This window comes from Rubritepida flocculans DSM 14296 (genome assembly GCF_000425365.1).
Lineage (GTDB): Bacteria > Pseudomonadota > Alphaproteobacteria > Acetobacterales > Acetobacteraceae > Roseococcus > Roseococcus flocculans.
The window spans coordinates 247,896-273,590 of record NZ_AUDH01000002.1 but is presented as its reverse complement, the minus strand read 5'-3'; the positions used below and the strand labels follow the sequence as shown (position 1 = coordinate 273,590).

At 73.7% G+C, this 25,695-nt stretch carries 27 protein-coding genes; 6 read left to right on the top strand and 21 right to left on the bottom strand.

Going from position 1 to position 25,695, the window contains the following annotated elements; all coding sequences use genetic code 11:
• Position 1: 1 nt before the first annotated feature.
• From mobB to H596_RS19945, 11 genes are all read right to left on the bottom strand, one after another.
• A complete protein-coding gene (mobB, locus tag H596_RS0103875) occupies positions 2-508 on the bottom strand; it encodes a molybdopterin-guanine dinucleotide biosynthesis protein B (protein ID WP_027283780.1) in 507 nt (168 codons plus the stop codon).
• A gap of 10 nt (positions 509-518) precedes the next feature.
• On the bottom strand, positions 519-1,520 hold the full coding sequence (locus H596_RS19960; RefSeq protein ID WP_037299867.1) for a formate dehydrogenase subunit gamma: 1,002 nt from the start codon (positions 1,518-1,520) through the stop codon (positions 519-521).
• Between the two features lie 116 nt (positions 1,521-1,636).
• Entirely contained in the window at positions 1,637-2,233 is a 597-nt protein-coding gene (gene fdh3B, locus H596_RS0103865) for a formate dehydrogenase FDH3 subunit beta (protein ID WP_027283779.1), read from the bottom strand.
• 15 nt (positions 2,234-2,248) lie between these two features.
• Entirely contained in the window at positions 2,249-5,194 is a 2,946-nt protein-coding gene (locus H596_RS0103860) for a formate dehydrogenase subunit alpha (RefSeq protein ID WP_027283778.1), read from the bottom strand.
• A 23-nt stretch (positions 5,195-5,217) separates the two neighbouring features.
• Entirely contained in the window at positions 5,218-5,451 is a 234-nt protein-coding gene (locus H596_RS0103855) for a twin-arginine translocation signal domain-containing protein (RefSeq protein WP_027283777.1), read from the bottom strand.
• A gap of 32 nt (positions 5,452-5,483) precedes the next feature.
• Entirely contained in the window at positions 5,484-6,263 is a 780-nt protein-coding gene (locus tag H596_RS0103850) for a molecular chaperone TorD family protein (protein ID WP_027283776.1), read from the bottom strand.
• 119 nt (positions 6,264-6,382) lie between these two features.
• Entirely contained in the window at positions 6,383-7,078 is a 696-nt protein-coding gene (locus tag H596_RS19955; protein WP_051212328.1) for a DUF3306 domain-containing protein, read from the bottom strand.
• Positions 7,079-7,219: 141 nt separating this feature from the next.
• Positions 7,220-7,714: a DUF3305 domain-containing protein gene (locus H596_RS0103840; RefSeq protein WP_037299862.1), complete on the bottom strand. Its 495-nt coding sequence runs from the start codon at positions 7,712-7,714 to the stop codon at positions 7,220-7,222.
• Positions 7,714-8,742, bottom strand: coding sequence for a DUF6352 family protein (locus H596_RS0103835; protein WP_027283774.1), 1,029 nt, complete (start codon positions 8,740-8,742; stop codon positions 7,714-7,716). Before H596_RS0103835 ends, H596_RS0103840 begins: the two co-directional genes overlap by 1 nt.
• Positions 8,739-9,290, bottom strand: coding sequence for a DUF6505 family protein (locus H596_RS19950; protein ID WP_037299860.1), 552 nt, complete (start codon positions 9,288-9,290; stop codon positions 8,739-8,741). The genes H596_RS0103835 and H596_RS19950 overlap by 4 nt, the downstream gene beginning before the upstream one ends.
• A complete protein-coding gene (locus tag H596_RS19945; protein ID WP_051212325.1) occupies positions 9,287-9,997 on the bottom strand; it encodes a biotin/lipoate--protein ligase family protein in 711 nt (236 codons plus the stop codon). The genes H596_RS19950 and H596_RS19945 overlap by 4 nt, the downstream gene beginning before the upstream one ends.
• Positions 9,998-10,077: 80 nt before the next feature.
• On the opposite strand from H596_RS19945, the gene H596_RS0103820 reads away from it, so the two are divergent.
• Positions 10,078-12,171 (top strand): 4Fe-4S dicluster domain-containing protein, encoded by a 2,094-nt coding sequence (locus H596_RS0103820; RefSeq protein ID WP_027283773.1) that lies wholly within the window; start codon positions 10,078-10,080, stop codon positions 12,169-12,171.
• Positions 12,172-12,197: 26 nt separating this feature from the next.
• On the opposite strand, the gene H596_RS0103815 is transcribed toward H596_RS0103820, so the two are convergent.
• The 6 genes from H596_RS0103815 to rpsF all read right to left on the bottom strand — a co-directional run bounded on the left by H596_RS0103815 (position 12,198) and on the right by rpsF (position 16,404).
• Positions 12,198-13,256, bottom strand: a complete 1,059-nt coding sequence (locus tag H596_RS0103815; RefSeq protein WP_027283772.1) for a glycosyltransferase family 4 protein — start codon at positions 13,254-13,256, stop codon at positions 12,198-12,200.
• A gap of 145 nt (positions 13,257-13,401) precedes the next feature.
• On the bottom strand, positions 13,402-13,989 hold the full coding sequence (locus H596_RS0103810) for a LysE family translocator (RefSeq protein ID WP_027283771.1): 588 nt from the start codon (positions 13,987-13,989) through the stop codon (positions 13,402-13,404).
• A gap of 157 nt (positions 13,990-14,146) precedes the next feature.
• A complete protein-coding gene (rplI, locus tag H596_RS0103805; protein WP_027283770.1) occupies positions 14,147-14,698 on the bottom strand; it encodes a 50S ribosomal protein L9 in 552 nt (183 codons plus the stop codon).
• A gap of 24 nt (positions 14,699-14,722) precedes the next feature.
• Positions 14,723-15,631, bottom strand: a complete 909-nt coding sequence (locus tag H596_RS0103800) for a hypothetical protein (protein ID WP_156910022.1) — start codon at positions 15,629-15,631, stop codon at positions 14,723-14,725.
• 25 nt (positions 15,632-15,656) lie between these two features.
• The gene (rpsR, locus tag H596_RS0103795; RefSeq protein WP_027283768.1) at positions 15,657-15,935 is read right to left on the bottom strand and encodes a 30S ribosomal protein S18; all 279 of its coding nucleotides are present in this window, start codon (positions 15,933-15,935) and stop codon (positions 15,657-15,659) included.
• A 4-nt stretch (positions 15,936-15,939) separates the two neighbouring features.
• Positions 15,940-16,404 carry a 30S ribosomal protein S6 gene (gene rpsF, locus H596_RS0103790; protein WP_027283767.1) on the bottom strand — a complete coding sequence of 155 codons (465 nt, stop codon included), beginning with the start codon at positions 16,402-16,404 and terminating at the stop codon, positions 15,940-15,942.
• 207 nt (positions 16,405-16,611) lie between these two features.
• Between rpsF and leuS the strand changes: the two genes are divergently transcribed.
• Genes leuS through holA form a run of 3 tightly spaced genes read left to right on the top strand, consistent with a single transcriptional unit; the run spans position 16,612 to position 20,737 of the window.
• Positions 16,612-19,197 (top strand): leucine--tRNA ligase, encoded by a 2,586-nt coding sequence (leuS, locus tag H596_RS0103785; protein WP_027283766.1) that lies wholly within the window; start codon positions 16,612-16,614, stop codon positions 19,195-19,197.
• Entirely contained in the window at positions 19,187-19,726 is a 540-nt protein-coding gene (gene lptE / locus H596_RS0103780; protein WP_027283765.1) for an LPS assembly lipoprotein LptE, read from the top strand. The genes leuS and lptE overlap by 11 nt, the downstream gene beginning before the upstream one ends.
• A 6-nt stretch (positions 19,727-19,732) precedes the next feature.
• Positions 19,733-20,737: a DNA polymerase III subunit delta gene (gene holA / locus H596_RS0103775; protein ID WP_027283764.1), complete on the top strand. Its 1,005-nt coding sequence runs from the start codon at positions 19,733-19,735 to the stop codon at positions 20,735-20,737.
• A gap of 58 nt (positions 20,738-20,795) precedes the next feature.
• Here holA and H596_RS0103770 read toward each other — a convergent pair whose 3' ends face one another.
• The 3 genes from H596_RS0103770 to H596_RS19935 are packed head-to-tail and all read right to left on the bottom strand — an operon-like array spanning position 20,796 to position 22,701.
• Complete coding sequence (locus H596_RS0103770) at positions 20,796-21,011, bottom strand: hypothetical protein (protein ID WP_051212320.1); 216 nt, start codon at positions 21,009-21,011, stop codon at positions 20,796-20,798.
• Positions 21,011-21,763 (bottom strand): TMEM165/GDT1 family protein, encoded by a 753-nt coding sequence (locus tag H596_RS19940; RefSeq protein WP_051212318.1) that lies wholly within the window; start codon positions 21,761-21,763, stop codon positions 21,011-21,013. Before H596_RS19940 ends, H596_RS0103770 begins: the two co-directional genes overlap by 1 nt.
• The gene (locus H596_RS19935) at positions 21,760-22,701 is read right to left on the bottom strand and encodes a MurR/RpiR family transcriptional regulator (protein WP_051212316.1); all 942 of its coding nucleotides are present in this window, start codon (positions 22,699-22,701) and stop codon (positions 21,760-21,762) included. The genes H596_RS19940 and H596_RS19935 overlap by 4 nt, the downstream gene beginning before the upstream one ends.
• A 125-nt stretch (positions 22,702-22,826) precedes the next feature.
• Here H596_RS19935 and H596_RS24335 point away from each other — a divergent pair, with 125 nt between their 5' ends.
• The gene (locus H596_RS24335; protein ID WP_051212314.1) at positions 22,827-23,864 is read left to right on the top strand and encodes a hypothetical protein; all 1,038 of its coding nucleotides are present in this window, start codon (positions 22,827-22,829) and stop codon (positions 23,862-23,864) included.
• 46 nt (positions 23,865-23,910) lie between these two features.
• Positions 23,911-25,011: an alpha/beta hydrolase gene (locus H596_RS22715; RefSeq protein ID WP_027283762.1), complete on the top strand. Its 1,101-nt coding sequence runs from the start codon at positions 23,911-23,913 to the stop codon at positions 25,009-25,011.
• An 88-nt stretch (positions 25,012-25,099) separates the two neighbouring features.
• Here H596_RS22715 and H596_RS0103745 read toward each other — a convergent pair whose 3' ends face one another.
• The gene (locus tag H596_RS0103745; protein WP_037299854.1) at positions 25,100-25,636 is read right to left on the bottom strand and encodes a DUF3576 domain-containing protein; all 537 of its coding nucleotides are present in this window, start codon (positions 25,634-25,636) and stop codon (positions 25,100-25,102) included.
• Between the last annotated feature and the right edge of the window lie 59 nt (positions 25,637-25,695).

The following is a 25,695-nucleotide window of genomic DNA, read 5'->3' as shown; positions in this document are numbered from 1 at the left end:
CCTACAGCGCGGCGCGCGGAACCGCGAGGCGCAGCAGGGCGGCGGCGATGGCCGGGGCGTCGTCCAGGTGGAAGGATTCGGGCGCGCCCTCGGGCGGCGGCGTGTCGCTCGCCACCGCGCGGATCATGGGGTCCTCGGGGAAGATCCAGGGCTTGCCGTTGGCGGCGCGGTGCACCTCGATCTTCGGGTGGGTGTCGCGCTTGAAGCCCTCGATGATCACGAGGTCCACCGGGTCGAGCTTCGCGAGGAGCTCGCGCAGCCCCGGCTCGGGCGCGCCGCGCAGCTCGCTCATCAGCGCCCAGCGGTTCGCCGAGGAGATCAGCACCTGGCGCGCGCCCGCCATACGGTGGGTGTGGCTGTCCTTGCCCGGCTGGTCCAGGTCGAAGCGGTGATGGGCGTGCTTGAGCGTGGAAACGGAAACCCCCTGCCCGGTGAGGCAGGGGATGAGCTTGGCGAGAAGCGTGGTCTTGCCGGCCCCGCTCCAGCCGGCGAGGCCGATCACCCGCATGGGCCGGGCCTCACTCCGCGGGCTGGGCGCCGCGCGGGGCGGCGGCCTCGCGCTTCTGCTGCTCCTCGACCCAGAGGCTGTGGTGCTCCTTGGCCCAGTTCAGGTCCACCTGGCCGGTGCCCATGGCGTCGAAGGCGCCCTGCATGCCGATGGAGCCGATGTAGATGTGCGCCAGCATCGCCGCGATCATCAGCACCGAGATGATGGAGTGCACGATGTGCGCGAGCTGCATCTCGGCCACGCCGAACTCGCCCCAGAAGGGGAAGATCAGCAGATAGCCGGAGACAGCGACCGCCGCGCCGCCCAGCGTGGTGATCCAGAACACCATCTTCTGCCCGGCGTTGAAGCGCCCGGCCTTGGGATGGCCCTTCCCGATCAGCCCGCCGCCCTGCTTGAACCACTCGATGTCGCGGCCGTTCGGGATGTTGTCCTTCACCCAGAGCAGCAGCATCAGCACGATGCCGAGCGTGAAGGGGAAGGCCAGGAAGTTGTGCAGGATCTTCCCGTAGAGCGAGATGGCGGTGAAGGCCTCGGGCCCGACGATCGGCAGAAGCAGGTGGCGGCCGAAGGTGAGGTTCAGCCCCGTCAGCCCCAGGATGATGAAGCAGGTGGCCACCATCCAGTGGTTGGCGCGCTCGAGCAGGTTGAAGCGCTGGATGGTCCGGCCCGAAAGGCCACCCTCCACCATGATCTTCCCGCGCCCGAGGTAGAAGGCGATGAGGATGAGCAGCATGCCGCCCACCGCGATGCCGCCCACCCAGGCCAGCGTGACGTTGTGGAAGTCCCGCCAGGCCTTGCCGGCCGGCTGGATCAGCACCTCGGACTGCGCGTCGGGCAGGGTGGTGCGGCCCTCGATGCGCCCGCCCTGCAGCATGCGCTGGAGCTCGAGCTCCTCGGCCGAGATGGCGCCGCGCGCGCCGGCCGCGGGCTGCGCGAGGGCGCCGCCGATCAGGCCGGGCGCGGCCAGCGCCAGGAACAGCACCATGAAGGGTGCGAGAAGGATGCGCCGCATGTGACTTCCTCCGGATCAGCGGGTCTGTGCCCGGTTCCGATGCGCGCGGCCCCGGCAGAGCGGCCGCGCGGCGGGAGAAGGGGAAGCGGCCCGGGGAAGCCCGGGCCGCCGGATCATCAGGCGTTGACCGTGGTGCGATAGGCCGTGCGCCAGCCCCAGGCGCCCGAGCCATAGCCGCGCCGCTGCACGCGCTCGCGGTAGATGGTCGCGATCATCTCGCCATCGCCGGCGAGCAGCGCCTTGGTCGAGCACATCTCGGCGCAGAGCGGCAGCTTGCCCTCGGCGATGCGGTTCGCGCCGTACTGCGTGTACTCGACCAGGGTGTTGTCCTGCTGCGGGCCGCCCGCGCAGTAGGTGCACTTGTCCATCTTCCCGCGCCCGCCGAAGTTGCCGACGCGCGGATATTGCGGCGCGCCGAAGGGGCAGGCGTAGAAGCAGTAGCCGCAGCCGATGCACAGATCCTTGTCGTGCAGCACGATGGCATCCGCCGTCGTGTAGAAGCAGGACACGGGGCAGACGGCCGCGCAGGGCGCGTCCGTGCAGTGCATGCAGGCCATGGAGATCGAGCGCTCGCCGGGCCGGCCGTCATTGATGGTGACGACGCGGCGCCGGTTGATGCCCCAGGGCACCTCGTGCTCGTTCTTGCAGGCGGTGACGCAGGCGTTGCACTCGATGCAGCGGTCCGCGTCGCAGAGGAACTTCATGCGGGCCATGTTGCTGGTTCTCCCTTAGGCGGCACGGATCTGGCAGAGCGTGACCTTCGTCTCCTGCATGAAGGTGACGGGGTCATAGCCGTAGGTGGTGATGGCGTTGACCGATTCGCCGAGCACCACGGGGTCCGTCCCCTGCGGATACTTGCGGCGCTGGTCCTCGCCCATGAACCAGCCGGCGAAGTGGAAGGGCATGAAGGCCACACCCGGCCCCACGCGCTCCGTCACCAGCGCCTTCACGCGGGCGCGGCTGTTGTTCTCCGGGCCGGTGACCCACACCCAGGCGCCGTCGCGGATGTTGCGCGCCGCGGCGTCGGCCGGGTTGATCTCCACGAACATGTCCTGCTGCAGCTCGGCCAGCCACTTGTTCGAGCGCGTCTCCTCGCCGCCGCCCTCGTACTCCACCAGTCGGCCGGAGGTGAGAATGATCGGGAAGTTGCGGAACACCTCGGGGCTGCGCGCCTGCACCGACTGGCCGAGATGCGGCAGGCGGAAGCCGCGCCGGTCCGGCAGGGTCGGGTACTGGGCGATCAGGTCCGGGCGGGCCGTGTAGATCGGCTCGCGATGCACGGGCACCGGGTCGGGCAGGTTCCACGCCACCGCGCGGGCCTTGCCGTTGCCGAAGGGCGAGCAGCCATGCGCGATGGCCACGCGCTGGATGCCGCCCGAGAGGTCCGTCATCCAGGAGACGCGGTCCTCGCCGCCCAGGCCCTGGCCGATCTCGGCGATGGTCGCCTTCTCGGCCGCCGTGAGCTCGTCATACCAGCCGAGCCGCTTGAGCAGCGCCACCGTGAACTCGGGGTAGCCGTCGCGGATGTCGCTGTCCTTCGAGTAGCTGCCCTCGGCCAGCAGCGTCACGCCGTTGCGCTCCAGACCGAAGCGCGGGCGGAAGGTGCCGCCGCCATCCTTCACCGCGAGGTTGGTGTTGTAGAGGATGTGGCTGCCGGGGTGGCGCTGCTCCGGCGTGCCCCAGCAGGGCCAGGGCAGGCCGTAGTAGTCGCCGCGGATTTCCGCCGGGGCGTCCGGCTTGGCGCGCAGCGTCACCAGGTCGAACTTGTCCTGGTGCTGCATGTGCAGCTTCAGCCGCTCGGGGCTGATGCCGCTATAGCCGGTGCCCCAGGCGCCGCGGTTGATCTCGCGCAGGATGCTCTCGGGCGTCGGCTCGCCGTTCTGGATGTCGTAGTGCTTGAACATGTCCTCCGCGAAGCGGATGGTCATGTTCCGGCGCTGCGCCGCGGCGTCGAGCGCCTTGGCCAGGTCGAACATCACGCGGTAGTCGGTGCGGCTCTCGAAGATCGGGTTCACGATCTTCTCGCCCCACTGCACCGAGCGGTTGGAGCTGGTGCGGCTGCCCGAGCACTCGAACTGCGTGGCGATGGGCAGCAGATAGGTGTTCTCGCGCCGGTTGTGCAGCACCGCGAAGGTGGTGGGGTGCGGGTCCGCGACCACCAGCAGGTCCAGCGCATCGAGGGCCCGCTGCGCCTCGGGCATGCGGGTCACGGTGTTGCCGCCGTGGCCGAACACGATCATGCCCTTGAGGTTGTCACGCTGCTGCACCTGGTCCTTGGGCAGCAGCACGGCATCCATGTAGCGCGTGGAGGGGATGCCGGGCGTGTTCATCATCTGCGGCGTGTCGAAGCGCGCGCGCATGGACTCGAAGGAGACGCCCCAGACGCGGCTCCAGTGCCGCCACGCCGTCTCGTCCAGCCCGTAATAGGCCGGCAGCGTGCCCACATCGAGGCCGAAATCCGAGGCGCCCTGCACGTTGCAGTGGCCGCGGAAGATGTTGGCCCCTGTGCCCTCCGCCCCGACATTGCCGGTGGCCAGCAGCAGCACCGAGTAGGCGCGCACATTCGCCGTGCCCACCGTCTTCTGCGTGGTGCCCATGCACCAGATCAGCGTGGAGGGCTTCTGCGTGGCGAACATCTCCGCCACCCGGCGGAGCTGCGCGCCCGGCACGCCGGTCACGCGCTCCACCTCCTGCGGGTTCCACTTCGCGACCTCGGCGCGGATTTCGTCCATGCCGTAGACGCGCTGGCGAATGAACTCCTTGTCCTCCCAGCCATTCTCGAAGATGTGCCAGAGGATGCCCCAGATCACCGGGATGTCCGTGCCCGGGCGGATGCGCACATATTCCGTGGCGTGGGCGGCCGTGCGGGTGTAGCGCGGGTCGATCACGATCATGTTCGCACGGTTGATCTCCTTGCCGGAGAGCACGTGCTGCAGCGAGACCGGATGCGCCTCTGCAGGGTTCCCGCCCATGATGATCATGGTCTTGGAGTTGCGGATGTCGTTGTAGCTGTTGGTCTGCGCGCCATAGCCCCAGGTGTTCGCCACACCCGCCACCGTCGTCGAGTGGCAGATGCGCGCCTGGTGGTCCACGTGGTTCGTGCCCCAGAAGGCCACGAACTTGCGGAACAGATAGGCGCCCTCGTTGGAGAACTTGGCGCTGCCCAGCCAGTACACGGAGTCAGGGCCGGAGGCGGCGCGGATCGCCATCATCCGGTCGGCGATCTCGCTCATCGCCACATCCCAGGTGATGCGCTGCCACTGGCCGTTCACCAGCTTCATCGGGTACTTCAGCCGGCGGTCGCCATGCACCAGCTCGCGCACCGAGGCGCCCTTGGCGCAGTGCGTGCCGCGGTTGATCGGGCTCTCCCAGGTCGGCTCCTGGCCCACCCAGACGCCGTTCTGCACCTCGGCCGTGACCGTGCAGCCCACCGAGCAGTGGGTGCAGAGATTCTTCACCCGCTGGATGGGGCGCGAGAGGTCATGCACGCCGGTCGCGGCGCCCGCGGCCTCGGCCATGCGCGGCGCGATGCCCGCCAGCGCGGCCACGCCGGCGCCCGCGAGCCCCGCGGTCTTGAGGAAGGAGCGGCGGTCCATGCCGCCGGCGGAGAGGCCCTGATAGGCCGAAGCGAGCCGCTGCTTGGCGCGGGCCCCGTCGGAACGCTTGATGAGCATTGTTGTTCTTCCTCTCCCGGCGCTCAGTACTCGTAGCGGTTGGTGCGGTAGAAGTTCTGCACATGCGCGGAGTTCGCCTGGTAGCGGGCCGCCACGCGCTGCTGGGCGTTCTCCTTGCGCGCCTCGCGGGCGGGCACGCTGTCGGCGCGCTGCGCCAGCGCGGGCGAGGCCGCGGCGGCGGCCGCGGCGGTGCCGATGCCCAGCGTCTTCAGGAAGCCGCGGCGCTTGCTCGCGCCCTTGTCGTCATTGCTCGCCATGGCGAACTCCTTCCCAGTCACCCGTTGAAGCCTCAGGCGGGCAGCTCCGCCGCCGCCAGTTCCACATCCATCAGAGCCCGACCCAGCCCGCCGACGGCGCGGTAGAACACCGCGTTCTCGGCCACGCACAGGTCGGCGAAGAAACGACCCGCCCAGGGGCGGATATGCCGCGCGAACAGCGCGTCCGCCTCCTCCGGCGTCCCGCCGCGCAGCAGCCCGGCCATGGTCTCGCAGAGGAAGGCGATGTGGTCCTCGGGCTCATAGACGCCCTCGGCGCGGACGATGCCCAGCCGGCCGAGATCGGCGCGCAGCTCCGCCAGCGGCCGCTCGTGCAGGAAGCCCGTGAGATAGTAGGAGGCGAAGGGCAGCAGCTCTCCGCGGCCCAGCCCGATGAACAAGGCGTGATACTCGCGCTCCAGGGCCTCCGGCCTCGCCACCCGGGCGGCGGCCGAGAGCGCGCCCAGCGCGGCGCCGAGAGGCGTGTCGTCGGCGGGCAGGGCGGCGAGGCGCGCGAGCACCGCGGGCGCCGGCACATCGCTCAGCAGATGGCCGAGCAGCGCATAGAGGTTGGCCCGGCCCTCGCGCATCGGGTCGGCGATGGCGCCCGGCGGGGCCCAGAGGTCGGGGCGCAGCTTGTGGCGGGGCACGCCGGTGGCGGCCTCGATCTCCGGCACGCGCTCTGCCGGAACGCCCTGCTGCTTCCAGAGGAAGACGGTGCGGCGCGCAACGCCCAGCGCGGCCTGGAAGGCTTCCATCCCCCCGGCCGCGGCGATCGCGGCGTCCAGCGCCCCAGCATGCGCTTCCTGCTTCATTGCCGCGGAGCGTGCAAAGAAACTGCACCCGCGTCAACCGGGGATGGCGAAAGGATGTCAGGTTTTTCAGATAGTGCAATTGCGAGGCGATTGCAACTACCCCCCTCCCCGCCCTGCCATCACACCGGCAGGGCCCCGCCATGCCGCCGCCGCGGCGGAGGGGGTTCGGCGGGCGCCTCGGGGGCGGGAGAGGGCGGCGAATCCTCCGCCGGGGCGTCCTGCGCGAGACGCAGCGGCGAAGGGGGCGCCTCGAGCGGGGCGGCCTCATCGGCCGGAGGGGCATCGGCGGCCTCCGCCAGCGCCGCGGGGGGCGATCCGGGCTCGGCCTCGGCCTCGGAATCGGGCCGGGCCGGCGGTTCGCCGATCGCCTGAGCGATCAGCTCGCGCAGCTTCTCCCCCACCTCGCCCAGTTCGGAGGCGAAGCCGTAGGGCAGGCCCCCCGGCGTGTTGAAGTCCCAGGCATAGTCCAGCGGGCCCATATAGGTGCTGATCACCGGGTCCGTCGCCCAGGCCTTGCGCAGCGCCGCCTGGCGCAGCGCCTCGGGCACCGCCTTGTGGAAGAAGACGCGGATGTCGGTGGCGGCCGTGATGGTCTCGATGTCCGGCAGGCTGGACAGGTCGAACTCTGGCTCGGCCTCCGCGGGCGCGGCGGCCTCGACCGCCGGGGCGGGAGGCGGCGCGGCCGGTTCGGGCGGCGGAACGAGGCCGGGGGCGGCCGCGGGCGGCGGCTCGGGCGCGGGCTCGGCCGGCCCCTCGCCGCGCGCGAAGGCCTGCTTGCGGCGCGACCAGCGGGAGAGGAAACCCTCAGAGGGCATTTTTCACCCCGCGGCGCGCAGCCGCCACACCAACCCTCCGCGCCGCGGGAAGATGCGCCACCCCGCGGCGCGCAGCCGCCACGCCAACCCTCCGCGCCGCGGGAAGATGCGCCACCCCGCGGCGCGCAGCCGCCACGCCCCTCACACCCGCCCCCTCCGGCCGAGCGAATCGGGATCCTGGCGGTCGCGCTTGCGCTTGTGGAATTCGCGCTCGACATGGTGCTGCGCCACGAAGGCGGCGAGCAGCGCCTGCAGCCCGGGCGGCAGGGGCAGCGCCTCCAGCAGCGCACGCGGATCCTCGGCCAGCACCTCGGCCTCGCCGGGGTCCACCGTCACCGCCGCCAGCTCCATCCCCGCGCCCGATTCGCGCAGCAGCGCCCAAAGGCGCGGCTCGGCCGCCGTCAGGTTCTCGCGGTAGTTCGGCGTGTCGGTGCGGTGCAGCCGCACCGGGGCCGTGCCGGCGAAGAAGAGCTCCCGCCCCGCCTCCTCGCGCAGCTTCGTCCAGGGGGGCACGGGCGGCGCCTCCTCCAGAACGGCGGCGGCGCGCCAGACATGCTCCTGCCAGGGGGTGGCGCCGGGCCGGCGCTCGGCCAGGATCGCCACGGGAATCTCGAGCTCGGGCGGAAGCGCGTCCATCAGGCCGCCTTCTCCGCCGCCACCAGGGGCAGGCCCGGGACGAGGTTCTGCGGCTTCATCCGCACCCGCTGCGCCGCGTCCATCGCCAGCGCCAGATAGACGGGCCGCCCCTGCACCCGCTTCAGCACACGCGAGGGGTCGGCGAACTCCAGCACGCCGAGCCAGAGGATCTTCGCCAGGTCCGCCTGCTTCACCTGCTTTCCGTCCCACAGCGCGTTGGCGATGCGCGTGGCCTCCGCGTCCAGCCCCACATGCCAGGTCCAGTGCCGGTCCTCGATGACAGGGACGGGGCGGATGCTCACCCGCTCGCCGAAGAGGTGCAGAATGAAGCGCTCCAGCGCGCGCGCGAGGCCGTGCTGGCCGGGGCGGTTCTCGGCGATGTCGAGGGCCATGTCGTGCGCGTCCGAGCGCGCCTTGTAGCCCGGCGCGTTCTCCTCCGAGAGCACGTCCAGCTCCACCTCGCGGGGCGGCGCGCCGGCCTCCACCAGCAGCCGCCCCAGCGCGCCGAGGTCGCCGTCCCGGTGCTTCATGTCCACCACCTCCTCGTCCGCCAGCAAGGTCGCGCCCTGGGTGATGGCGACGCGCTGGGTTCGCCAGAAGCATTCGGCGGCGCGCAGGGTGAAGGCGTCGCCCTCCCCTTCCAGCGCCGCGCGGGCGACGAGATGGGTGAGCATCTGCAGGAAGAGCGGCGGGATGCCCGAGACATCCCCCCGGAACAGCGCGAGCCAGGCGGCCTCCAGCGTGGGCTGGGCCGCCACCCGGTCGCGGAAGCCGAGGAAGAGCCGCCAGTTCTCCTCCGCGTCCGGGTCCGCAAGGCCGCGCGCCTCCACCGCGGCCAGGGGCTCCTCCATCAGCCGCGCGTGCAGGGCGCGCTCGGCCGCGCAGGCCTCGGGAGGCGGGATCAGCTCCGGCCTGGCGAGGAAGGCGCGCCAGAGATCGGGCGTGGCGCGCAGCCGCCCCTCCTCCGTCACGTCGCAGAGATGATGCCCGGAGGAGACCCAGAAATCGCCGGGAGCGAGCAGCGTCATGGCCTGGCCCTGATGAGCGCCGCGAGGTCGGGCTGCTCGGCCGGCCCCTCCTCCTCCACGGCGGCGATGGCGAAGACGGGCAGCGCGCCGAAATCCCGATGCGGGGTCTCGCGGCGGTGCAGCGTGCGGAAGGCCTCGCGCTGGGCGCCCGTCTCGTCGTGGCTGCGGTGCAGCGCGAGCACCGTGCCCGGCGCCTGCCCCTCGCAGAGCGAGGCGGCGAAGGCGAGCTCCTCCTCCGCCGCGGCGCGGGCGGCGGCCTCGTCGGGCGCGCCATAGGCGGCGCGGATGTGCGCGGCGAGCGCGGCGAGCGCCGCCTCGCGCTCGGCAGGGCTCGCCTCGGCCACCTCCACCAGCGTGGACCAGCCGAAGGAGGAGAGGCCGAGGAAGCCGGCCCGGAAGGCCTGCTGGCGCTTGCCGGAAAGGCTGCCCGGCGCGTCGTCCCAGAAGGCGAAGCCGCCGGGCACCGCCCATTCCCCGGGCTCGGCCGCGGCGGGGAAGATCAGCGTGTCGGAGGCGTCGAGGCGCAGGGTGCGCAGCAGCAGGATCATGCGAGGGGCAGCTCCCTCCGCGCGCCCTCGCGCTCCAGCACCAGGGCGGCGCCCTTGGGGTTGATGCCGCGCCGCAGCCCCTTCTCCGCGGCGGGATCGGCCAGCCGGGCGAGGAATTTCTCGGTGACGCGGCGCGGCCCGCGCGCCTGCCATTCGTCGAGATTGGCCATCAGGTGCCGCGCCCAGGATTCCGTCAGCAGGGCGGGGGTGATGTCCTCGAAGCCTTCCTCGTGCAGGGCCGTCTCGCCCGGGCGCTCGCCGGTGACGGTGCCCTCGGGCCAGGCGATGCGGATGGCGAAGCCCACCACCAGCCAGTCCGGCACCGCGTCCTCGGCCGTGCCGGGGGGCGCGGCCCAGCGCAGCCCGCCCACATCGCCCGCATTCACCAGCAGCCGGCCGGGCCAGCGCCACTGCACCGGCCGCTCGGGCGGGGCGATGGCGGCCAGCGCATCGGCCAGCGCATTGCCGGCCGCGAGCACGGCGAGCCGCGCCTCGGCGAAGGGCAGCTCGGGCTCCAGCACCACCGCGGCCTCGGCCCGGGCATAGGCGCGCACCCAGACCAGCGTGCCCGCCCCGCGCGTGGGCGCGAAGCCCGGCCCCGTTTCGGGCGCGAGCTCCACGGCGCGCGCGAGCGCATCGCCCCCCTCGCGCAGCATCACCGGCGCGAAGAGGCTGGGCAGGGGCGGCAGGCCCTCGCTTGCGGTCACGTCACCTCCCATCTATCGGGGCGTCACTCGCGGGCCATATAGGCGGCGCGGGCCGCGCCGGGAAGAAAGCCAGAGCCATCATGTCGGATAGCCGAATCGCCTTCGTCTGCTCCTGCGAGGACACGATGGATCTGGACGGCAAGGCCCTCTCCAGGGGCTGCCAGGCCCGCGGCGCGGAGCTGCGCACCGCCGAGCAGCTCTGCCGCAGCCAGCTCGACCGCTTCCTCGCCGCGCTGGAGCAGGGCCGGCCCGTCACCGTGGCCTGCACGCAGGAGGCGCCGCTCTTCCAGCAGGAGGCCGAGGCCGCGGGCTTCGCCGGCACGCTGGATTTCGTGAACCTCCGCGAGCAGGCGGGCTGGAGCCGCGAGGGCGCCGAGGCCGGGCCCAAGATGGCCGGGCTGCTGGCCGCCGCCGCCGTGCCCATGCCGCCCGTGCCGCTCGTCTCGCTGCAGAGCCAGGGCGTGTGCCTGGTGCTGGGGCGCGACGAGGTGGCGCTGGAGGCCGCCCGCGCCCTGCAGGAGAAGCTTGACCTCACCGTGCTGCTGACGGGCGAGGCCGCCGTCACCCCCGCGCGGCGGGTGGAGTTCCCGGTGCTCAAGGGCGTGGCGCGGGGGGCGACGGGCTGGCTCGGCAACTTCACCGTGACGGTGGACCAGGCCGCCGCCGCCTCGCCCGCCTCGCGCACCCATTACCTCTGGGGCGAGGGCAAGAACGGCACGACGAGCCGCTGCGACATCATCCTCGACCTGACGGGGCGGGCGCCGCTCTTCCCCTCCCATGAGGTGCGCCAGGGCTATCTGCGCGCCGACCCGCGCGACGCGGCGGCGGTGGCCAAGGCCGTCGCGGCGGCGGGCGAGCTGGTCGGCACCTTCGACAAGCCGCGCTTCGTGACGATGGAGGCCGGGCTCTGCGCCCATTCCCGCAACCGCAGGACCGGCTGCACCCGCTGCCTCGACCTCTGCCCGACCGGGGCGATCACCTCCCTCACCGCCGCGCCCGCCGCCTCGGCCCTGCCGGGGGCGCAGGGCGCGACGCGGGATTTCGTCGAGGTCAGCGCCGAAATCTGCGCCGGCTGCGGCGCCTGCGCCGCCGTCTGCCCCACCGGCGCCATCACCTACGCCCTGCCGCCCGCCGATGCGCTGGCCCGGCGGATGCGCGCCCTGCTGATGGGCTATGCCGAGGCGGGCGGGCGCGACGGCATCCTCCTCCTGCACGACGAGGCGCATGGCGAGGCGCTGATGGACGCGCTGGCCCGCCATGGCGAGGGGCTGCCCGCCCGGGTGCTGCCGCTGCGCGTGAACGAGATGGGCCAGGTGGATCTCTCCCTGCTGGCCGGCGCCTTCGCCTGGGGCGCAGCCGGGGTGCGGCTGCTGCTGCCGGCCCGGCGCGGCCACGGGGTGGAGGGGGCGCTGCGCAACCTCGGCTACATCGAGGCCGCGCTGGCGGGGCTCGGCCTCGCCGCCCCCCTGCCCCGCGCCGCCGCCATCGAGACGGACGATCCCTTCGCGCTCGGCGAGGCCCTCTACGCCCTCGCCCCGCTGCGCGCCGGCTGGACGGCCGACAGCTTCCTGCCGCTCGGCAAGCCGCGCGAGGTGATGAAGCAGGCCTTCCGCGCGCTCGCCGCCGCCAGCGGCGCGCCGGCCGGCATCCTGCCCATGCCGGAGAAGGCGCCCTTCGGCCTCGCCAGGGTGGCGACGGAGGGCTGCACCCTCTGCCTCGCCTGCACCATGGTCTGCCCGACCAGCGCCTTCACCGCCAACCCCGACACGCCCCAGCTCCGCTTCCTGGAGGATGCCTGCGTGCAGTGCGGCCTCTGCGCCGCCACCTGCCCGGAGAAGGTGATCACCCTCGAGCCCCGGCTCAACCTCGCGCCCGAGGCCGCGCAGCCCGTGGTGGTGAAGGAGGAGGAGCCGGCCGCCTGCCCGCGCTGCAACAAGCTGTTCGGGACCAAGGCCAGCATCGCCCGCGTGAAGGCGAAGCTGACGGCCAGCGCGCACTGGATGTTCACCGACCCCCAGCGCCTCGCCGTGCTCGATCTCTGCGAGGATTGCCGCGTGGTGGAGGCGACGCTGGGCGGGATGGACCCCTACGCCGCCGGCGAGCGCCCGCCGACCCGCACCACCGAGGATTACCTGCGCGAGGCGGAGCGGGCGAAGCGCGGCGAGGGGGGCTGATCGGGGCGGCGCGGCCGCCGGCCGCATCAGCGGTCGCGGAAGCCGATCCCGGCCCGGCGCATCGCCCCGAGCACCAGGCCGAGCCAGAGGAGCTGCACCGCCAGCGCCGGCAGCACGACCAGCGGCTTCTGCTCCGGCCCCAGGCCGAGAAAGAGGAAGGCGAGCCCCGCGTGGAACAGGGCGAAGCCGGCATGGGCGCCGCTCACCACCCGCACCGGCATCCCCGCCCGCTGCGCCATCTGGTAGAGGTGGCTGCGGTGCGGGGCGCTCACCCGCTCGCCCGCGAGCGCGCGGCGGACCAGCGTGAAGGCGGCGTCGAACAGCAGCCCGAACAGCAGCAGCGGCACGATGAGGAAGCTCACCTGGCTCTCCTCGAAGCCGGCGGCGGCGATCCCGAGCACCGCCAGCATGAAGCCCGCGAACTGGCTGCCCACATCGCCCATGAAGATGCGCGCGGGCGGCAGGTTGAAGGGCAGGAAGCCGAGGAAGCCCGCCAGCAGGAACAGCGCCGCGGCGTGCACGAACCACGCGCCCTCGATGGCCGCGATCGCCGCCAGCGCGGCCGAGGCGATGATCACCACGCCCGCCACCAGCGAATCCATCCCGTCGAGGAAGTTCACCGCGTTGGTGCAGCCCAGGATCCAGAACAGCGTCAGCCCATAGCCCAGCAGCCCGAGCTCCAGCGGGCCGAGCCCGGGGAGGGAGAGCCGCGTCAGCACCAGCCCCGAGCCCATCGCCACCAGCGCCGCCAGCCCCTGCGCGGCCAGCTTCACGACGAAGCGGAAATCCTTCACGTCGTCCCACAGCGCGATGCCCGCGATGGCCACCGCCGCCAGGATGACGCCGACATAGCGCGTCTCGGCCGCCGGGCTCAGCGGGATGAGGTGGTAGAGCGCGAGCATCCCCAGCACGAAAGCGAGCACCGGCCCCACCCCGCCGCCCTTGGGCGTGGGCCGCGCATGGGCCTTGCGCGCATCGGGGTGGTCCAGGATGGGGCGCGCGATCATCGCCCGCACCGCCAGCGCCGAGACGAGGGCGAGCCCGGGCGCGAGCAGCAGGATCGGCAGGAGGGTGGAAAGCGGCATCGGCGGGCCGGCCCTGATGCCCCGCCCCGCGCCGGAGGGCAAGCTCGGCCCCGGCGGCGGCGGGGCGGCCCGCGCCTCTCCGCCAGGAGCAGGAGAGGTCCGGCGCGGCCGCCGGCCTTTTCCGCCGCATGGCGCTCGGACGGGCCTACAGCCAGGCCGGCACCAGGCTCAGCACCAGCAGCAGCGCCATGCTCGCATTGAAGGCGCGCGCCTGGCGCGGCGTGGCGAGCAGGCGGCGCGCGCCCACCCCGATCACCGCCCAGAGCCAGAGCGTCGGCAGGGTGCAGGCGGCGAAGATGGCGGCCAGCAGCAGCACCTGCGGCGGCATGGGCGCGGCCGGGCTGGTGAAGGCGGGCACGGCGGCCAGCGCGATCATCCAGGCCTTGGGGTTGATCCACTGGAAGGCGACCGCTCCCCAGAAGCCGAGCGGCGGCCGCGCCGGCCCCTCGCCCGGCGGCGGGGCGGTGGCGATCCGGAAGGCGAGCCAGAGCAGCCAGGCGCTGCCCGCCGCCCGCAGCAGCCCATGCAGCCAGGGCAGGGCCTGGAAGGGCGCCTCCAGCCCGAGCCCGATCACCAGCATCATGGCCGGAAAGCCGAGCGTGACGCCCATCATGTGCGGGGCCAGCCGCCGCAGGCCGACCTGCGCCGCCGCCGCCGAGACCATCAGCGTGTTCGGCCCCGGCGTGGCCGAGGTGGCGATGGCGAAGCCCATCAGGGCGAGCGGCGCGTCCATGCGCGGGAGGCTCGCGCGCGGCGGCAATTACGTCAATATAGCTGACGTTTCTTGCCCCCCCAGAACGCGAAAGGGGCAACGCGAAAGGGGCAACGCGAAAGAGGGCGGCGCGCCCGCGCACCGCCCCCTGTTCGCCGCCCGGCCGAGGCCGGCCGGATCACTCGCGCGTGGCGGCCCCGAGCTCGGCGACCAGCTCCTCCTCGAGGGTGATCTCCTCCTCGCGGACGATCTCCTCGCCGCGCGCCTGCTTCTCGGCCTCCTCGGGGCTGCGCGCCACGTTCACCACAACGGGCAGCAGCACCTCCGGGTGCAGCTCCACGCGCACGGTGGAGAGGCCGAGCGTCTTGATCGGCGCGTCCAGCAGCACCTGCTGGCGGGAGATGTTGAGGCCCGCGGCCTTGCAGGCCTCCGCGATGTCGCGCGCGGAGACGGAGCCGTAGAGGCTGCCGCTCTCGCCCGCCGAGCGGATGAGCACGACGGAGAGGCCCTCCATGCGCTCGGCCACGCGCTCGGCCTCCTCGCGGCGCTTGAGGTTCTGCGCCTCGAGCTGCGCGCGCTGCGCCTCGAACTGCGCGATGTTCGCCTTGGTGGCGCGGATGGCCTTGCCCTGCGGCAGCAGGTAGTTGCGCGCGTAGCCGGGCTTGACCTTCACCAGCTCGCCCATCTGGCCGAGCTTTTCCACGCGCTGCATCAGAATCAGTTCAATCATGGCACGCCCTTTCGGGATCGGAGTTCACGTCGGGTTGGACGGCGCGGCGCGCCGCCGGAACTGGTCGAACAGGCCCACGCCGACCAGCAGCGGGGCCATGATCTGCAGGAAGAGGAGCATCAGCAGGTAGAAGCCGGCGAGAAAGGCCAGCCGCCCTGCCCGCCCGCGCAGCCGCCGGTGCACCCCCACCACGCCGAGCAGGAAGAAGGGGATCAGCAGGATCAGCAGCGCCGAGATGGTCAGCACGCCGCCGAAGGCCGCCCAGGCCGCCAGCGCCAGCAGCGGCAGCGGCGCGTACCAGCCGGGCAGGCGCAGGTCGTCGGCCTCGGGCAGCGGCGCGAGAGCAAGGCCCTGCCGCTCCATCAGCCGCTGCCCCGCCAGCCCGTTGCCGAGCATGAGCAGCGCCGTCCAGAACCCCACCGCCGCCGCCTTCACGCGGGCGATCTGCTCGATCATCTCCTCGGCCAGCGGCACGCCCATCCGGCGCACCCCCTGGCTCACCGCCTCGCGCATGGCGCCCTCGAGGTCGCTCACCATGAGCGCGACCAGGGCGAGCACCAGCGTCGGCCACAGGCCGAGCAGCGCGAGCGGCGTGGAGAGGTCGAGCCGGCCCGCCGGCGCGCCGCCCGGGAAGGCGGTGGCCGCGATCAGCGCCGCCGGCAGGGCGAAGGCGCCGAGGTAGAGCGCGGCCCCCAGGCTGTTGCTGCCGATCGCCACCGCCAGCGCGCCGATGCCCGCCGCCCCCCAGGCCACGCGCGGGCCGAAGCCCGAGGCGGCCGCGAAGAGCGGCAGCGGCGCGAGCCACAGCAGCAGCGCGCCGAAGGGCAGCCCCCGCATGGCCCAGAGCGCCAGCACGGCCGAGACGAGCCCGGCCGCGCCCGCGGCGAGCATCGCCGCCTGGCCCGGTTGGCCCGCCTGTCCCGCACCGCTCACGGCGCCCGGCTCCCGTCCCGCCCGCTCAGTCGTTGATGACGTAGGGCAGCAGCGCGAGGAAGCGCGCGCGCTTGATCGCCTGCGCGAGTTCCCGCTGCTTCTTGCCGCTCACCGCCGTGATGCGCGAGGGCACGATCTTCCCGCGCTCGCTGAGGAAGCGGGAGAGCAGCCGCACGTCCTTGTAGTCGATCTTTGGCGCGTTGGGGCCGGAGAAGGGGCAGGACTTCTTGCGGCGGTAGAAGGGCCGGCGCGCCCCCACGGCGGGGCGGCGGTTGGCGATGTTAGGCTCGAGGCTCTCGCTCATCGGCTCAGACCTCCTCGTTCATGGACATGTCGAGCTCGTCGCGCGGGCGGGCGCGGAACTCCTCGCGGTCATCGCCGCCGCGGCCGCGGCCGGAGGCGAAGCGCCCGGCCGGCTTGGGCCCGCGGAAGCCGCGCTCGCGCTCCTCGCCGCGCTTGGCGAGGATGGCCGAGGGCGCCTCCTCGATCGCCTCGACGCGGATGGTCATCTCGCGCAACACGTCCTCGTGCAGGCCGAGCTGGCGCTCCACCTCCTGCATGGCGGCCGGCGGCGCGTCGATCCCGAGGAGCATGTAGTGCCCCTTGCGGTTCTTCTTGATGCGGTAGGCGAGGCCGCGCAGGCCCCAGTATTCGCGCTTCTTCACCTCGCCGCCCTGCTCGCCGAGCACGGCGGCCATCTGGTCGGCGATCGCCTCGACCTGCTGCTGGGTGACGTCGTTGCGCGCGATGAACACGCATTCGTAGAGCGGCATGATCTCTCCCTGTGGATGCTCAGCCCCAGGCCCCGGGGATCGGGGCGCGCAAACGGGCATAGCCGCGGGCGTGCCAGCGCCGGCGGCAGGGTGGGCGGCATGAACCACAGCCCGCCCGCCCGATCAAGGGGGAATCGCCGGGCGTTTCCCGTTTGCGCCGTTCTGCATTACAGGGGGGCCGAGCCATTTCCCTTCCGCGTCCCGAGCATGCCCGACACACCCGCGCCCCCTCACGCCGACACGCGCCCCGAGAGCCGTTACGACTTCCGCGCCGCCGAGCCGAAATGGCAGCGCGCCTGGGAGGAGGCCGGCTGCTTCCGCGTGCCCGACGTGCCCCCGCCCGGCGCGCGCAAGTATTACGTGCTGGAGATGTTCCCCTACCCCTCGGGGAAGATCCACATGGGCCATGTGCGCAACTACACGCTGGGCGACGTGGTGGCCCGCTACAAGCGCGCGCGCGGGCATCTGGTGATGCACCCCATGGGCTGGGACGCCTTCGGCCTGCCCGCCGAGAACGCGGCGCGCGAACGCGGCATCCATCCCGGGAAATGGACCTACGACAACATCGCCAACATGCGCGCCGAGCTGAAGCGCATGGGCCTCTCCCTGGAATGGGAGCGCGAATTCGCCACCTGCGACCCCGAATACTACGGCCAGCAGCAGAAGCTGTTCCTCGACTTCCTCGAGGCCGGCCTCGTCGAGCGCAAGGAGAGCTGGGTCAACTGGGATCCGGTGGACGGCACGGTGCTGGCCAACGAGCAGGTGATCGACGGGCGCGGCTGGCGCAGCGGCGCGCCGGTGGAGAAGAAGAAGCTCAGCCAGTGGTTCCTCTCCATCACCAAATTCGCGCCGGAACTGCTCGAGGCGCTCGGCACGCTCGCGCGCTGGCCGGAGCGCGTGAAGCTCATGCAGGCCAACTGGATCGGCCGCAGCGAGGGCGCGCGCTTCGCGTTCCGGCTGGCGACGCCGGTGGCCGGCATTGCGGAGTGCGAAGTCTTCACCACCCGCCCCGACACGCTCTTCGGCATGAGCTTCCTCGCGGTGGCCGCCGAGCACCCGATCGCCGCCGCCGTCGCGGCGCGCGATCCGGCCGCCGCCGCCTTTATCGCCGAGTGCCGCGCCATGGGCACCAGCGAGGCGGTGATCGAGCAGGCCGAGAAGCGCGGCTACGACACGGGCCTGCGCGTCGTCCACCCCTTCACTGGCGAGACCCACCCGGTCTGGATCGCGAATTTCGTGCTGATGGAATACGGCACGGGCGCGCTTTTCGGCTGCCCCGGCCATGACGAGCGCGACCACGAATTCGCCAGGAAATACGGGCTGCCCATCAAGCCCGTGGTGAAGCCGCGCGAGGCGGGGGAGGATTTCTCGGTGGCCGAGAAGCCCTTCACCGAGGACGGCGTGATCGTCAACTCGGGCTTCCTCGACGGGCTCGACGTGGCCGCGGCCAAGCGCGCGGCCATCGCGAGGCTCGAGGAGCTCGGCGCGGGCCGCGGCGTGGTGAACTGGCGCCTGCGCGACTGGGGCGTCTCGCGCCAGCGCTACTGGGGCTGCCCCATCCCGGTGATCCACTGCGAGGCCTGCGGCATCGTCCCGGTGCCGAAGGAACAGCTCCCCGTGCGGCTGCCGGAGGATGTGGACTTCTCGAAGCCCGGCAACCCGCTGGACCACCATCCGAGCTGGAAGCACGTTCCCTGCCCGCGCTGCGGCGCCCCCGCACGGCGCGAGACGGACACCTTCGACACCTTCGTGGACAGTTCCTGGTATTTCGCGCGCTTCTGCTCGCCCCGCGCGGCCGAGCCGGTGACGCGCGAGGCCGTGGACGCCTGGCTGCCGGTGGACCAGTACATCGGCGGCATCGAGCACGCGATCCTGCACCTGCTCTACAGCCGCTTCTTCACCCGCGCGATGAAGGCCACGGGGCATGTGGCGCTCGACGAGCCCTTCGCCGGCCTCTTCACCCAGGGCATGGTGCAGCACGAGAGCTACAAGGGCGCGGATGGCCGCTGGCTCTACCCCGACGAGGTGGAGAAGCGCCCCGACGGCACCGCGGTGGTGAAGGGCACGGAGGAGCCCGTGACCATCGGCCGCGTCGAGGCCATGTCCAAGTCCAAGCGCAACACGGTGGATCCCGGCGCGATCATCGACCGCTACGGCGCGGACACGGCGCGCTGGTTCATCCTCTCCGACAACCCGCCCGAGCGCGACATGGAGTGGAGCGAGGCCGGCGTGGCCGGCGCCAGCCGCTTCATCGGCCGCCTCTGGCGTCTCGCCCAGTCGCTGCAGGAGGCCGATGCGCCGGACGAGGCGGCGGGCCGCAAGCTCCGCCAGGCCACGCACCGCACCATCGCCGCCGTGACCGAGGCGCTGGAGGGCTTCGCCTTCAACGTGGCGGTGGCGCGCATCCACGAGCTGGCCAACGCCATCGCCGACAGCCCCTCCGCCCCGCTGGCCGCGCGGCGCGAGGCGCTGGAGACGATGACGCGCCTCTTCGCGCCGATGATGCCGCATCTGGCCGAGGAGATCTGGCACGCGCTGAACCCCGGCGCGGGGCTCCTCGCCCGGCTTCCCTGGCCCGAGGCCGACCCCGCCCTGCTGGCGGCCGAGACGCTCACCCTCGCCGTGCAGGTGGGCGGCAAGCTGCGCGCCACCATCGAGGTGCCCGTGGACGCGACGGACGAGCAGGTCTTCGCGCTCGCCGAGGCCGAGCCCAACGTGATCCGCGCGCTCGACGGCAAGCCGGTGCGCAAGCGCATCCACGTGAAGGGGCGGGTGGTGAACCTTGTGGCGTAGGGCCTTCCTGCTCGGGGCGCTGGCCCCGCTCGGCGGCTGCGGCTTCCGCCCGCTCTACGGCCCGGACGGCGAACGCCGCCCGGCCGAGACGCCGAGCGAGCCGCGCCTGGTGCGCGAGATGGCGGCGGTGCGCGTGGCCGAAATTCCCGAGCGCGTGGGCCAGCTCCTGCGCCGCCAGCTCCAGCGCAGCTTCGAGGACCGGCTGCCCGGCACGCCGCAGCGCTACACCCTGATCGCGAGCCTCGGCTACACGGTCGAGGTGCTGGGCATCCGGCGCGACGGGCTGCCCACCCGGGTGCGCTACATCGCCACCGGCACCTGGGCGCTGACCGACACGGCCGCGCCGCCCAGCCTGATCGGGCGCGGCGAGGTGCGCACCCTCGACTCCTACAACATCCCCGACGTGCAGCTCTTCGCCGCCGAGGTCTCGCGCGACGACATGGAGCGGCGCATCGTGCAGGAACTCGGCGAGCGCATCACGCTCGCCGTGGCGGCGCGGCTGCGCCAGCGCCTCGCCGCCCAGGGCTGAGGGCCCATGGCCGGCCGGCTCGATCCGCGGCGGCTCGCGGAGTTCCTGGCCGCCCCGCCGCCCGATTGCCGCGCCGTGCTGCTGCTGGGCGACGATTCCGGGCTGATCGCCGAGCGCGCCGAGGCGCTGCTGCGCGCCGTCTCGGGCGGGGATGCGCTCTGCGTGGCCGAGCCGGGGCGCGAGGCGCTGAAGGATCCCCGCGCGCTGGCGGATGCCGCCGCCGCCACGCCCCTGATGGGCGGGCGCATGGCGCTGCGCGTGCGGGATGCGAAGGACGCCTGGGCAGAGGCCGCGCGCCTCGTTCTCGCCGGGCCGGGGCCGGGGCTCGTGGTGTTCGAGGGGCCGGGGCTCACCAAGGCCTCGAAGCTGCGCGCGCTGATCGAGAAGGACCCGCGCGGGCAGATCGTCGAATGCTACGCCGAGCGCGGGCGGGACCTCGCCGCCTCCATCCAGCGCATCCTCGCCGAGCTCGGCGCGCGGGCCGAGCCCGCGGCGCTGGACTGGCTGGCCGAGCGCGGCGGCGAGGACCGCATGGCGCTGCGCCGCCAGCTCGAGGTGCTGGCGCTGCACGCCGCGCCGGGCGAGGCGATCACCGTGGAGCACGCCATGGCCCTGCTGGGCGAGGGCGCGGCGCTCGACCTCGAGGAGGCGCTGCTCGCCGCGACCGAGGGGCAGGTGGCGGCGGCCGATCGCGCCATCGCCCAGGCCTTCGCGGAGGGAAGCAACGCAGTGCAGGTGATCCGCGCCGCGCTGCGCCATGTGCAGCGGCTGCACCTCGCGGCGCTGGCGGTGGAGCGCGGCGCCCCGCCCGCCGAGGCGATCGCCGCGCTGCGCCCGCCCGTGTTCTGGCGGCACAAGCCCGCCCTGGAGCGGGCGCTGCGCCGCTGGAACGCGGCGCGGCTGGAGGCGCTGGGCAACGCGCTGCTGCGCGCCGAGCGCCAGGCCAAGACCACCGGCCTGCCCGATGCGCTGATCGCGCGGCAGGCGCTGCTCGCCATCGCGCGGCGGTAGGCGCCCGGGCGGCGCGCGTCGCCGCCCGCGCTCATCGCCGCCTGCGCGCTGCCCGCGCTCATCGCCGCCTGCGCGCTGCCCGCGCGACGGTGCCGAGCAGGATGGCCAGGCAGCCGGCCAGCAGCAGGGCGGCGGCGAGCGGGACGGGCAGCCCCGGCAGCAGCAGCACGGCCGCGCCGATGGCGGCGCACCAGAGCAGCAGGGCCAGGGCCAGCGCCTCATCGTCCACGAAGAGGCCGACGATCTCGTGCAGGATGGCGCGCAGCATTCCCATCACCCGGCCTCCCGCATGCGAAGGGGCGCCGCGGCGAGGCGGACCCCCGCCAGCCCCGCGGCCAGGAGCGCCGCGGCGATGCCGATCAGCGCAAGGTCATGCCCGGGCCAGGCGATGCCCAGCCCCTCGCCCGTCCAGAAGATCCCGAAGGCGGAGATGATCACGCCCACGCTGAACTTCAGCGTGTTCTCCGGCACGCGCGAGAGCGGGCGGTGCAGGATCAGGGCCGCGAGCGTCACCAGCAGCGCCGCGGCCAGGGCGCCCAGGGCGGCGGGGGGCACCAGGGCGGGGCTGCCCGCGGCCACGGCCAGCACCAGGAAGGCCACCTCCACCCCCTCGAGCAGCACGCCCTTGAAGGCGGTGGCGGTGGCGATGGGCTCCACCCCCCAGCGCTCGGTGGCGCGCGCGAGGCGGAGATTCGCCGTCTCGCTGCGGAACACCGCCTCCTCGTCGTGCAGCGGGATCACGCCCGCCGCGCGCAGGATGGCCTTGCGCAGCCAGCGCATCCCGAACAGCAGCAGCAGCAGCCCGACCACGAGCTGCAGCGCCCTCTCCGGCAGATGCGCGAGCGCGGGGCCGAGCGCGGCCACCAGCGCCACCAGCGCCGCCAGCGCAAGCCCGGTTCCCGCCAGCGCCGAGCGCCAGCCCCGCACCGTGCCGACGGCGAGGACGATGGTCGCCGCCTCCACGCATTCGACGAGGGAGGCGAGGAAGGCGGCCCCCACGGTGGGGGCGAGTTCGATCCAGCTCATGCCCGGTCTCTCCTGGGGCGGGGCGTTCGGGGGTCAGCCGACATCCGAGCGCCCCCCGCGATGGCGGCACGCAGGTCGTTCAGCCGGTCGAGGGCGGCCAGGGCGCGCGGGCCGTCCATGGCGGCGAGGCCGAGCGCGATGGCCTCCAGCGCCACCAGCGTCGCGCCGTGCAGGGCCACGCGGCGGGCGCGTCCGCGCCGCGCGGGCACCACCACATCGGCGTGCCGGGCGAGGGAGCGGTCCAGGCTGTCGGTCACCAGCACCAGCGGCAGCGCAAGGCGGCGCGCCTCGGCGAAGAGCGCCGCCACCTCGCGGTAGGCGCGGCCATAGGCAAGCACCAGCAGCGCGTCGCCGGGCGCGAGATCGAGCATCTGGTCGGCGAGGGCGAGGCCGCTCGCGTCCAGCGCACGGGCGGCACGCCCCGCCCGGCCGAGCAGCAGCGCGAGCAGGCGCGCCAGCGCGGCCGAGGGGCCGAGGCCGAAGACGAGGATGCGCCGCGCCGGGTGCAGCGCGGCGACGGCGGCGCGGAGCGTGGCGCGGGCCTCCGGCCGGGCCAGCGCCTCCAGCGCCTCGCGCTGGGTCTCGAGCACCATGTCCATCGCCCGGGCCGCGTCCTCGCCGGCCTCGGCCAGGGTGCGGCGCATCGCCTCGCCCGGATCGGGCGGGGGGGCGGCCAGCGCCTCGGCCAGGGCGCGCCGGAGCTCGGGCAGCCCGGCGAAGCCCAGCGCCTGGACGGTGCGCACCACCGTCGCATCGGAGGTGCCGGTCCGCGCGGCCAGTTCCATGGCGCTCAGCGCCAGGGCGAGGGCGCGGTTCTCGTGCAGGAAGCGGGCCACGCGCCGCGCGGCGGGCGACAGGCCCGGCAGGGCGGCGGCGAGGCGCGCGCCGAAGGGATCGGCGGGGGCGGGGAGATCGGCGACGGAGAGGGGGTGCGGCATGGGGAACCCTGCGGAGGCGGGAAGCGTGCACTACATCATGGTGAATATCGTAGTGAACAATCGCTCATCCGCATGAATGACATGGACTTAACCGCCGGGAAAGGCCGGCCATGCCATGGGGCGGCATGGCTCCCTTCGATCTTGCCGACTCCCAGGCCTCCGCCGCCGGCTTCGCGCGCGTCGCGGGGCGGCTCGGCGCCGTGTCCGTCCAGGTGGCGGACATCGCCGGTTCCCTCGCCGCGCTGCGCCAGGGCCTCGCCGCCGCGGCCGAGGAGGCCGGCCGGCTCGACGCCGCCGCGGCCCGGGTGGCGGAGGGGGCCGCCGCCATGGCCGGCAGCGCCAGCCGGGCCGAGGCCGCGCTCTCCGCCGCGCGCGAGGAGGCCACGGGCGCCGAGGCCGCCGCCGCTCTCGCCGCCCTGGCCGAGAGCGTGCAGCGCGCCGGCGAGGAGGTGGCCGCCATGGCCGGCGGCGCGGCCGCGGCGGGGGCGGAGGCCGCCGCCATGCGCACCGGCATCGCCGCCCAGGCGCAGGTCACCGCCGCCCTTGCGCAGGAGGTGACCCAAGCCGCCCAGCGCGGCGAGACCCTGCGCGACATCTCCGAGGCGCTGATGGAGGAGATGGCCGCCGCCGGCGTCGAGACCGAGGACTCCCCCTTCATCCGCGCCGCGCAGGCCGCGGCCGCCGAGGTCGGCCGCCTGTTCGAGGCCGCCCTCGCCGCCGGCGACATCACCGAGGCCGCCCTGTTCGACGAGGCCTATCGCCCCCTCCCCGGGACCGACCCGCCCCAGCTTCTCGCCGGCTTCACGGCGCTGACCGACCGGCTGCTGCCGCCGGTGCAGGAGCCCCTGCTCGGCCTCGACCCGCGCGTGGTCTTCGCCGCCGCGGTGGACCGCAACGGCTATCTGCCCACGCACAACGCGAAGTTCAGCCAGCCCCAGCGCCCGGGCGAGACGGCCTGGAACACGGCGAACTGCCGCAACCGCCGCATCTTCGACGACCGCACCGGCCTCGGCGCGGCGCGCAACCGCAAGCCCTTCCTGCTCCAGGCCTACCGCCGGGACATGGGCGGCGGGCAGGTGGCGCTGATGAAGGACTGCTCGGCCCCCATCCTGGTGCGCGGGCGGCATTGGGGCGGCTTCCGCCTCGCCTACCGGGCGGAGTAGCGGCGCACGCCTTGCGCCGGGCCCACGGGCGCCCAAACTCCGGCAGGTGCGCCGCCTCGCCCTCCTCCTCGCGCTGCTGCTTCTGCCCGTCGCCGCCCGCGCGGGGGATGAGGGCGCGCATCGCCGCGTCTTCTCCGCGGCCAGCATCCCCACGCCCGGCGGGCTGCCGAGCGCGAGCCTCGCCATCGGCTTCACCCAGCACTATCGGGGCGCGGCGCCGCACGCCGCCTTCGCCTTCGCCCAGGGGGAGGATGGGCGCGCCGCCTGGGCGCTGGCCTCCGGCCGCGCGAGCCCGGAGGAGGCGGAGCGCGAGGCCATGGCAGGCTGCGAGCGCCAGCTTCGCCGCCTGCGCCAGCCGCTGCACGCGCCCTGCCGCCTGCTGGCGAGCGATGGGCGCATCATCGGCGGCCCGGCGATTCCGGCCGAGCAGGGCGCGCTCGGTCCCTTCACCCGCAGCGCCTTCCACCTGCACCGCGGGCCCGCCGCCGCGGAGGGGGTGGTGGTCTGGGGCCATGGCTATGGCGGGGCCGGGGAGGAGATGCGCGGCGCGCCCCTGCCCGGCTTCCTGACCGCGCTGAACGAGGCGGGCTACGACATCCTCCGCTTCGACCGCGTGCCGGGCGACGACGCGCTGGCCCTCACCCTGCCGCGCCTGGTGCGCGCCCTGCCCCTGCTGCGCGAGGCCGGCTATCGCCGCGTGATCCTGGGCGGGCAGTCGCGCGGGGGCTGGCAGGCCATGCTGGCGGCGGCGCAGCGGCCCGATCTGGTGGAGGCGGTGCTGGCCGCCGCCCCGGCCGCGCATGGCGAGATGGGGGCCTCGACCGAGACCCAGGCCCTGGCGCTCGAGGATTTCCGCCGCGCCCTGGCCGGGCTGCGGGAGACGCCGCTGCGGCTGCTGGTGATGCTGTTCGAGGAGGACGAGTTCGACCCCGACCCCGGCCAGCGCGCCCGCGCCGTGGCCGAGCTGGCGGCGGAGCGGCGCGCGCCCACCCTCGCGCTCTGGCCGCAGGGGCCGGCGCGCGGGCACTCGGCGGTCGGGGACTGGCGTTTCACGCGCGACTACGCGGCCTGCGTGATCACGCTGCTGCGCGCGCCCGAGGCCGGCGCGCCGCGCGGGCTGCGCCGCCGCGGCTGCGGGGGCGGCTAGGGCGCGATCCGCGAAGGCGGAGTCGCCGCAGCGGCGAATCGCCCTCTCGGCGAAGGCCAGGCCATGATCCGCGAAATCCGTTCCTGGCCTAGCGCCCGGCGGACTGGGTGCGCAGCTCGCGCGCGCGGGCCAGCACCCGGTCCTCGAACTCGGCGTTGGTGGCGGCGGAGGCCGGCGCATCCACCCATTGGTTGCCGCGCAACACCTGGCGGAACACCTGCACGCGCACCCCGTCGGAGCGGAGCTGCCGGCTCAGCACATAGGCGGTGGCCTTGAAGCGCTCGCCGGGCGCGCCGGGCGGCGAATACCAGTCGGTGATGATCACGCCGCCGAAGGGATCGGCGCTGGCCAGCGGCATGAAGGAGAGCGTGTCCAGAGTGGCGCGCCAGAGGAAGGCGTTCACGGCCATGCCGGCCCCGCCGGAGGCCTGCTCCTGCTGGCGGGAGCGGTCCACGCCGAAGATGACGATGCCGGCGTCCGCGGGGTTCCGGCCCGTCTGCCGCAGGATCATCTCGCGCTGGTTGTCGGTGCCGTATTCCTCGTTGCCCACGAGGCGGCCTCCCCCGCAGGCGGCGAGCAGGGCCGTGGCGGAGAGGGCGAGGGCGATTCGGGCGGTGGCGCGCATAGGGCGCTGGATTAGCGAGGCGCCGGACAAAAGAAAAGGGGCGGCAGTGGCCTGCCGCC